Annotated in this window: 8 protein-coding genes; 2 read left to right on the top strand and 6 right to left on the bottom strand. The window is 69.6% G+C overall.

The annotated features are described in order from the left end of the window. Window positions 1-382, top strand: a 382-nt coding sequence (locus ACI38Z_RS01770; protein WP_439788470.1) for a hypothetical protein, incomplete at its 5' end; no start/stop codon positions are given. A 5-nt stretch (window positions 383-387) separates the two neighbouring features. Continuing rightward, window positions 388-834 carry a GIY-YIG nuclease family protein gene (locus ACI38Z_RS01775; RefSeq protein ID WP_439788471.1) on the top strand — a complete coding sequence of 149 codons (447 nt, stop codon included), beginning with the start codon at window positions 388-390 and terminating at the stop codon, window positions 832-834. Window positions 835-855: 21 nt separating this feature from the next. Here ACI38Z_RS01775 and ACI38Z_RS01780 read toward each other — a convergent pair whose 3' ends face one another. The 6 genes from ACI38Z_RS01780 to ACI38Z_RS01805 form a co-directional block, all read right to left on the bottom strand. Further along, window positions 856-2,127, bottom strand: a complete 1,272-nt coding sequence (locus tag ACI38Z_RS01780; RefSeq protein WP_439788472.1) for a zinc-ribbon domain-containing protein — start codon at window positions 2,125-2,127, stop codon at window positions 856-858. 174 nt (window positions 2,128-2,301) lie between these two features. Then, window positions 2,302-3,495 carry a PASTA domain-containing protein gene (locus ACI38Z_RS01785; protein WP_439788473.1) on the bottom strand — a complete coding sequence of 398 codons (1,194 nt, stop codon included), beginning with the start codon at window positions 3,493-3,495 and terminating at the stop codon, window positions 2,302-2,304. 182 nt (window positions 3,496-3,677) lie between these two features. Then, window positions 3,678-4,904: a M20/M25/M40 family metallo-hydrolase gene (locus ACI38Z_RS01790; RefSeq protein WP_439788474.1), complete on the bottom strand. Its 1,227-nt coding sequence runs from the start codon at window positions 4,902-4,904 to the stop codon at window positions 3,678-3,680. Then, window positions 4,905-6,392, bottom strand: a complete 1,488-nt coding sequence (gene glpK / locus ACI38Z_RS01795) for a glycerol kinase GlpK (RefSeq protein ID WP_439788475.1) — start codon at window positions 6,390-6,392, stop codon at window positions 4,905-4,907. It abuts the gene before it with no gap. After that, window positions 6,389-7,381: an alpha/beta fold hydrolase gene (locus tag ACI38Z_RS01800; protein ID WP_439788476.1), complete on the bottom strand. Its 993-nt coding sequence runs from the start codon at window positions 7,379-7,381 to the stop codon at window positions 6,389-6,391. Before ACI38Z_RS01800 ends, glpK begins: the two co-directional genes overlap by 4 nt. A gap of 150 nt (window positions 7,382-7,531) precedes the next feature. Further along, window positions 7,532-8,391: spermidine synthase (locus ACI38Z_RS01805; RefSeq protein ID WP_439788477.1), on the bottom strand; the 860-nt coding region annotated here is incomplete at its 5' end.

Consider the following 8,391-nt stretch of genomic DNA (forward strand, 5'->3'; position numbering starts at 1 on the left):
CGACGGTTTCGAGCTCTATGTCGGCAGGAACGAGGACGATGCCCTCGAGCTCTGGTTTGGCAAGGGCCTTGCCCGCACGCAAAGGGTCGCGACGCTCGACGCGGACGGCGCCGTGCGCCTGACGGGGGCACTCCTTCCCCTCGGGCTCGACCCGTGGGAGGACGGCGGCGCACCGTGCCTGGACGGCTGGGGCTGGTCGCTCGAGCTCATCGGCGCGGGCATGGGCCAGGCCGCCTACGGCAGCGCGCCGGCCGATTGCGCGGATGCGGACGCCGGCGCCTGCGAGGGGCTGCGCGGCCTCGTGCTCGCACTCGCCGGCATGGGGCTGCCGATCGCGTGGCGCCAGGACGGGCCCCACGCCCTGGACGGGGACGGGGCATAGCCCGCATGGGCGAAAATGGCAAGAAGGACGCGAAGGGCGAGAAGGACCCGCGCCCTCGCACGGAAGACGCTGCCAGCGGCACCGGCGAGCCGCGCGCGGCGCGGCAATACTTCGTCTACATGGTCTCCTGCGAGGACGGCAGCGTCTACACCGGCATCACGACCGACGTCGTGCGGCGCATGGCGGAGCACCTCGGACGCTCCGGGCGCGGGGCGCGCTACACGCGCACGCACCCGGTGACCGCGCTCGTGGGGCTCTGGTCCTGCCGCGGCCGCTCGGCCGCGAGCGTGCTGGAGGCGCGCATACACCGCCTGCCGCGAGCGAGGAAGGACGTTCTTCTCGCCCGGCCGGGCCTTGCGGAGGATCTCGCTGGGAAGGGATACGCTCCCGTTCCCGTGGGGGAGCGGGAGCGTCTGTGGCAGGAGGCCGTAAGGCGCGCCGGCTTGCGCTAGGGCACGGGCCGACGCCTGCGCCTACTGGTTCGAGCTCGTGTCGGTGCCGGTCGAGCTCGTGGTCGAGCTGGAGTCCGTGCTCGTGGTGCCGGAACCCGTGCTCGACGTTGCATCCTTCTTGAACGTGATCTGGGCGTAGTTGGTGTCGTAGTCAGACAGCGTCTGGTAGATGTCGCCGCCCTCGGCGGTGCTCTGGTTGATGGGGTCCAGCAGCACCTGCGGGTAGTAGCTCGGGTAGTTGTAGCCCAGGTCGATGCGCCAGTAGCGGTCGACCTGCTGCGCCACGGTCACGAGGTCCTTGTAGCAGGTGTCCGTCGCGACCCACGCGCGGTAGAACGTCGCGGTCTCCTGGTAGGCGAGGGCGGCGTTGGCGCTCTGGTCGGCCTGCAGCTCCTGGATGAGCGTCTCGAGCGACGCGCGCTTTGCCTCGCGCTGGTCGCGGGTGGCCACGTAGAGCGTCTTGTAGTCGGATATCGCGGTGTCAACCTGCGAGCGATAGCTCTTGAGCTTGTCCGAGTATGCGGAGATTGCCTGCTTCTGGGCCTTCTCGTCCGCGGTGAGGCTGCTCTCGCTGGACTTCTTCTTGCTCGACGTGCTCTTCTTGGAGGACGAATTCGAGCTCGTCTTGCTCGACTTCGAGCTGGACGCCGAGCTCGACTTGGAGCTCGAGGACGAGTCGCTCGAGTCCGTGGTCTCGCTCTTGCGAGAGGTCACGTTCTTGGCCTGCGGGTCGCTGAAGCTGTAGCCGCGCGTGGTGACGAGCGCGGACACGAGCGTGATGACGAGGGTCGCGGCCAGGATGCCCACGATCACCCTTCGGTCGGACGTCCAGAAGGTGTCGCTGCGCTGGAACCGGGACTCGGTCGGGTTGGTCCCCACGGGCGCCTGCACGGGCGCGTGCGAGGAGTCGATCACGTCGAAGGTGGGCCTCTCGCCGCGGCGGGGCAGCTCGGGCTCTCTCTCGGCCGCAGCCTCGCGTTCCCGCTCCTCCTCCAGGCGCTCCGCGACCGTCTCCGCGTGCTCCTGCGGCTCCACGGGCTCGGGCTCCGCGTCCTCGTTCAGGGGGTCGTCGGGGTCGGGCTCCTCAACCGGCTCCGTCACGGGGCCGTCGGCCACGGGGCTCTTGCTCACGAGCGTCGGGTCCTCTTCGGAGATCTCCTCCGCAAGGTCCTCGGGACGGAACTCGGCGTCGTCCGCCTCCTCCCACTCCCGCAGGTTCGTGCCGCAGACCATGCAGAACTCCTGGCCTGGCTTGAGGGGGGAACCGCATTTGGGACAGAACTTAGGCAACATGGCACTCCTGGCGTCGTTCCAAGAAGGTGGTTGACGAAAACTGAAAAACAGTATGTCACCATCCATAATGCCACATGACGCGGCGTTTTGGGGTGCACGCGGAACCCACATCGCTGCACGAACGCCTTGCACGGGGGAACGGGGAAACCCACCGCCGGGCGAGAAGGACGACGGCTACTTCTTGGCGGCCACGCTCAGGGTGACGGTCGACCCTATGTCGGCCGTGGTCCCGACCGAGGGCGCGACCACGGCGACCGTCCCCGGGGTGAGCTTGCCGTCCACCGTGTCGCGGCTCCGCTTGCTCCTGAGGCCCATGCCCTTGAGCAGCGTGACGGCGTCGTCGTAGTCCATGCCCTCCACGTCCGGAATGGTGACGGTGCTCTTGCCGCCCTCGTTCGCGTTCGTCCCGTCGTCACCGTTCGGACCCGCGGACACCACGAGGTCGATGGACGACCCGCGCGCCCTCTCGCTGCCCGCATACGGCGCCTGGCTCAGGACCGTGCCCGCCGGGACGGTGCTCGAGTACGCGTACACCACGTCGTCCTGCACGAAGAAGTTCGTCGCGAGGATGGCGCTCGCCGCGCCGGCCTTCGTCTTTCCCACGAGGTTGGGGACCTTCTCCGTCTTCTGCGTCATCACCCCCACCATGAGCGTGACGGTTCCGCTGCGCGACGCGTTCTCGCCCGACGCCGGGTCCGTCGCCAGCACCCGGCCGTCGTCGTCCGCGTTCTGCGTGTCCTCCTCCTTCACCTCGACCCTGAAGCCGCGCTTGCCCAGCAGGGCCTTCGCGCTCTCCTCGGAGTAGCCCACGACGTTGGGCACCTCCTGCCCGGCAAGGAGCCCAAAGCACCTCGTGAGGATGAGCGACGACCCAAACAGGGCGATGACGCAGACGAGAAGGACGATGCGTATGGTGGCGAGGTGCCTCTTGACCCAGTCGGACACGCTCTCGCGCTCGTGCGACGCATACGCCGAGTGACGACGCGGCACGTAGGAGCCCCCGTGCGCGTGCTTGGACGCGGCGAGGGCCGTAGCGGCCCCCGGGGCAGCGTGCGCTGGGGAGGCGGATTCGCCCTCGGCGGGGGAGACCGCCGTCTTGCCGGCGGAGTCGGGCTGCGGGTGCTCGGCGGAACCTGCCCCGAAGGAGTCCTTCTCGCCCGGCTCCTCGGGGGCCCTCGCGGCGTGCCTCGGCCTGGGCTGGGTCGCGGCGCCTGCGTCCGCGGCTGGCTCCGTCGCCTGGCCGTCGGCTGCGGGTCCCTCGGCGGGTGCGGCGTGCCTTGGCGCACCGCCGTCCGCCAGGTCGTCCCGCGAGGGAACGGTCGTGCGAAGCGGGCCTGTCGAGCCGGCCGTATCGTTGCCTTCGGTCACGGGATCACCCCAAATCGTCACGAATTCACGGGCTTATTTTAATTCATGATTGTGGTAATGCGAAGGTTGCGAAATGCGCTCTGGCGCAACGGCATGCATTTGCCAGAGGACGGTCCCCACGCGTGGCGCATGGGGACCGTCCAGTCGCGATCCTCTGATGTTGCCGGAAGCTGCAGGGCGCGTCAGTCGTCCAGCATGAGGCGCAGGACCACCTCGAGGCCCTGGCGCAGGCTCCGCTTCTCGATCCACTCGCCGCGGGTGTGGAGCTTGGCGCCGCGCACGGTGCCGATGGTGTTCGCGGGCACGCCGAGCGAGAGCGGGATGTTGGCGTCCGTTGACGCCGGCCTCAGGTCGGGGTCCTCCTTCGTGACGTGCCGCACGATGCGCGCGCTGCGCTCCGTCATCCGCCTGAGGGCGTCGGCATCCACGCCCTGCGCGCTCGGGCGGATGCCCAGCGTCGTCACCGTGACCTTGCCCGCCTCGTCCTTCTCCGCGAGCTCGCGGCGGTGCCGCTCGACCACGGCGTTAAAGAACGAGCGCATGACCTCGATGTTCTCTGTGGAGGAGGAGCGGAACTCGAACTTCGCCATCGCGTGGGAGGGGATGGAGTTGATGGTGGTGCCGCCCTCGATGCGCCCCACGTTCATGGTCGTGTGCGCGCCGTCCATCACGTCGATGGGCGGGTTGATGCGATAGAGGTCCTCGATGATCGAGCAGACCTCCTCGATGGCGTTCGCGTTGCCGTAGTCGTGGTACGAGTGGCCGCCCGTGCACTCCACGTCGATCTGGTAGCGCTCTGACGCGACGCAGACCGATATGCACTGCGGCAGGTACAGGTCGAACGAGAAGTACCTGTCCACCCACTCGCCCACCTCGCCAAACAGGTCGCGCGTGCCGGCCAGGTTGCCCAGGCCCTCCTCGCAGGTGTTCGCCACGATGAGGATGTTGCCCTTGCGCGTGGCGCGCTCGCGGGCCAGGGGGTTCTGCAGCAGGAACTTGGTCGCCATCAGCAGGTTCACGAGGTTCGCGGTGTCGTCGCCCACGCCCGGCGCGTACATGCGCTCGTCGTCCTCGCGAAGCGGCAGCTCGTCCTCGTCCGCGAAGACGACGTCCATGTGGGCGGCGTACATCGTGAGCGTGCGGTTCTTCACGTGCTCCGCCAGCGTCTGGGCGTCGCTCGCCTTGCGCTCCGCGCGCGGGTTCGCGAGCAGGCAGATCACGTTCTTCTCGTCGTCTATGCGGACGTAGCGCGCGCCGTGGGCGTGCAGCCATCCCGCGATGAAGCTCGCGCGCCGCTCCTCGTGGTGGGACGGCGCGGGAATCCGCGCGAGCGTCCTGAGCAGCTCGAGCTCCTCGGCGTACGAGTCGCGCACGTAGCGTCGTATCGCGTTGGCGACAAAGAGGTCCATCTACATCGCTCTCCTCACGGCGTCCTTCCAGCCGGCCAGAAGTTCCTTCACCTCGCTTTCATCCATGGTAGGCGTAAACACGTCGTCGGAGGACCTCAGGGCAAGAAGATCTTGCGTGGACTTCCAGTAGCCGCTGGCCAGGCCCGCGAGGTACGCGGCGCCCAGGGACGTGGTCTCGATGTTCTTGGGGCGGCGGATGTCCGCGCCGAGGATGTCGGCCTGGAACTGCGTGAGGAAGCCGTTGCGCGAGGCGCCGCCGTCCACGTTGAGCTCGGACAGGCGCACGCCGGCGTCGGCCTCCATGGCGCGGGCCAGGTCGTAGGTCTGGAACGCCAGCGCCTCGAGCGCGGCGCGGGCGATGTGCGCGGGCGTGGTGCCGCGCGTGATGCCGCAGATGAGGCCGCGGGCGTCGGGGTTCCAGTAGGGGGCGCCCAGGCCCGTGAACGCCGGCACGATGTAGACGCCGCCCGTGTCGGGCACGCTCCTGGCGAGGAACTCCGTCTCCTCGGCCGTGCGGATGAGGTGCATCTCGTCGCGCAGCCACTGGATGAGGGCGCCCGCCACGAAGACGCTGCCCTCGAGCGCGTAGTGGAGCCTCTCGCCCGGGGGCGTTGCCGCGATGGTCGTCACGAGGTTGTTGGAGGACGTGCGCGCCTCCGTGCCGGTGTTCATGAGCAGGAAGCAGCCCGTGCCGTAGGTGTTCTTGGCCTGGCCGGGCTCGAAGCAGCACTGGCCAAAGAGCGCCGACTGCTGGTCGCCCGCGACGCCGCAGATGGGGATGCCCGCCGGGACGCCGGGGTAGCTCGTCTCGCCAAAGAGCGAGGCGGAGGGCCTGACCTCGGGCATCATGGACGCGGGGATGCCAAACAGGTCGAGGAGCTCCTGGTCCCAGCAGCCCTCGTGGATGTTGTAGAGCATGGTGCGGCTCGCGTTGGTGGGGTCCGTGGCGTGCACGAGGCCACCCGTGAGCACCCACACGAGCCAGGTGTCCACGGTGCCGAAGACGAGCTCGCCGGCCTCGGCGCGCTCGCGGGCATGCGGCACGTTGTCGAGCAGCCACTTGATCTTGCTGGCCGAGAAGTACGCGTCCGGGAGGAGGCCCGTCTTCCGCTGCACCATCTTGCGCACCTCGGGCGTGCCGCAGAGCTCCTCGATGATGGGGGCGGTGCGGCGGCACTGCCACACGATGGCGTTGTGGATGGGCTCGCCGGTGCTGGGGTCCCACACGATCGTGGTCTCGCGCTGGTTGTCGATGCCGATGGCGGCCACGTTGTCGGCCGTGAGCGCGTGGCGGGTCACGAGCTCGGTCAGGCTGCCGAGCTGCGAGTACAGGATCTCCTGCGGGTTGTGCTCGACCCAGCCGGGCTTGGGGAAGATCTGCGGGTAGCTGCGCTGGACGCAGTCGACCATGCGCCCGGCGTGGTCCACGAGGACCGACCTGGATGAGGTCGTGCCCTGGTCCAAGGCAATCACGTACTTCTCGCTCATGCGACGTCCTCCCTCTCACGCGCGCCCGGCAGCCTCTGCTCGAGCCATGCCAGCACGCACCGGTACACCTCGGGGGCGTCGTCCTCGTTCAGGATCTCGTGGCGCATCCCCTGGAACAGCCTCACGGTCACGTCCGTGGAGCCCGCCTTCCGCGCGAGCTCGGCCGCCGCGGTGACGCCGCGGCCCATGTCGCCCACCGGGTCCTCGGCGCCGGATATGTAGAGCAGCGGCAGCGCGGGAGGCACGTTCCGCGCGCACTCGGGCGTGCAGACCTCGGCCGTGATTCCCATCAGCGTGGCGTAGCCGCCCGCGGAGAACATGAACCCGCAGGCGTCGTCCGCGATGTAGGCGTCCACGTTGGCCCTGTTGTGCGAGAGCCAGTCGAAGTCCGTGCGGCGCGCGGGGACCTTCTTGGCGTAGGAGCCGTCGGCCATCGCGTGGAGGAACCTGCTCTTGGCGTCGTCCCCGCGCACGCGGGCTATCAGGCGCGCCAGGGCGTTGCCGAACCTCGCCTTGCGCGGGTCCACGAAGCCCGTGCCGCAGATGACGGCGCCGTCGATCGCGTCGCCGTGGTGCGAGGCGTAGCTGCGCGCCACGAAGCTCCCCATGGAGTGGCCGAAGACGAAGCAGGGCGTGCCCGGCGCGCACCACGACGTGGCGAGCCGGCGCAGGCGCTCCACGTCCTCCACCAGGTACGCGGCGCCGCCGTGGGCGGGAAGGCAGCCCCAGCGCTCGCGCGGGCAGCTGGAGCCGTGGCCGATCTGGTTGTGGCCGCACACGAGGTAGCCATGGCAGGCGAGCCACCGGGCGAAGGCGTCGTAGCGCTCGATGTGCTCGGCCATGCCGTGCACCAGGAGCACGACGGCCTTGGGGCGCTCGTCCGTGCGGTCGCGCGGGTCGTGGTCCCACCACGCGTACCCCCTGACCGTCGTGCTGCCGTCCGACGACGCGAACGACACGTCGTACCTCCCGACCCCAGGACCAGACATGCGCCCTCCTCACGGTTCGACCCTCACATCGCCCATGAAGTATACGGGCAGCGTAAGGCGTGGCCGCCGCCTCTTACGCGAACTGCCGCGAGCCATCGCCGTGCGGACGGGCCGGGGGAGAGGGACGGGGGCCCTCGGCCGCGGGCGGCCCTAGCGCGCGCCGTCCCTCAGCACGCGGCCGAGGGGCCTGCCCGAGGGCTCCCACGTGGGGATGGGGAGCGCGCCGGCGTTGGAGGCGACCACGACGTTGTTGTCCTCGAGGTCAGGGTCCTCGGGCGAGCAGGGGATGACCCACACGTGGTCGAACGCGGTCGCGAGCGTGGCGCACACGTCGCGGAGCGCCCGCGAGCGCCTGCCCTCGAGCGCGGAGACCACGTTGGAGAGGTACGCGCCCCCGGGCGCGAGGCGCGACGCGACGGCCCGCACGCCCTCCGCCGTGGCGATGCCCGCCGTGGGGACCTGGGCGCCAAAGCAGTCGTTGGCGATCACGTCGTAGGAGGCACGGCCCTGGCTGGATTCCAGGAACGCCCGCGCGTCCACGTTGTAGGTGCGCATGCGCGACGCGGCGGGGCCCAGCCTGTCGAGCAGGAAGTGGCGCCGCGCGAGGTCGGACACCGCGGGGTCGACCTCCACCACGTCGACTGTGGCGTCGTCGTCGTGCGTCACGAGGTACTTGGGGAAGGCGTAGCCGCCCCCGCCCAGCATGAGCGCGTGCGGCGAGGCGATGCCCAGCTCGAGGATCGCGTCCGCAAAGAGCCTGTGGTAGGGGAAGACGAGCTCGGACCAGCCCTCGTCCAGGTACGTGGCGCTCTGCCACGTGCCGGACACCTCGAGCACGCGGACGGGCGTCCCGTCCGAGTCGTGCATGTCCACCACGCGGGCGCGGCCGAACATCGTGCGCTCGGACGCGACGACCTTACGGTCGCCTGCGAGCCGCTCGGCCATGGCGGCGAGCCATGCCACGAGGGCGTCCTGCGGTCGAGGCGTCATGTTCTTCTCCTTAGCTTTGG

The organism is Parafannyhessea sp., assembly GCF_051876455.1.
Lineage (GTDB): Bacteria > Actinomycetota > Coriobacteriia > Coriobacteriales > Atopobiaceae > Parafannyhessea.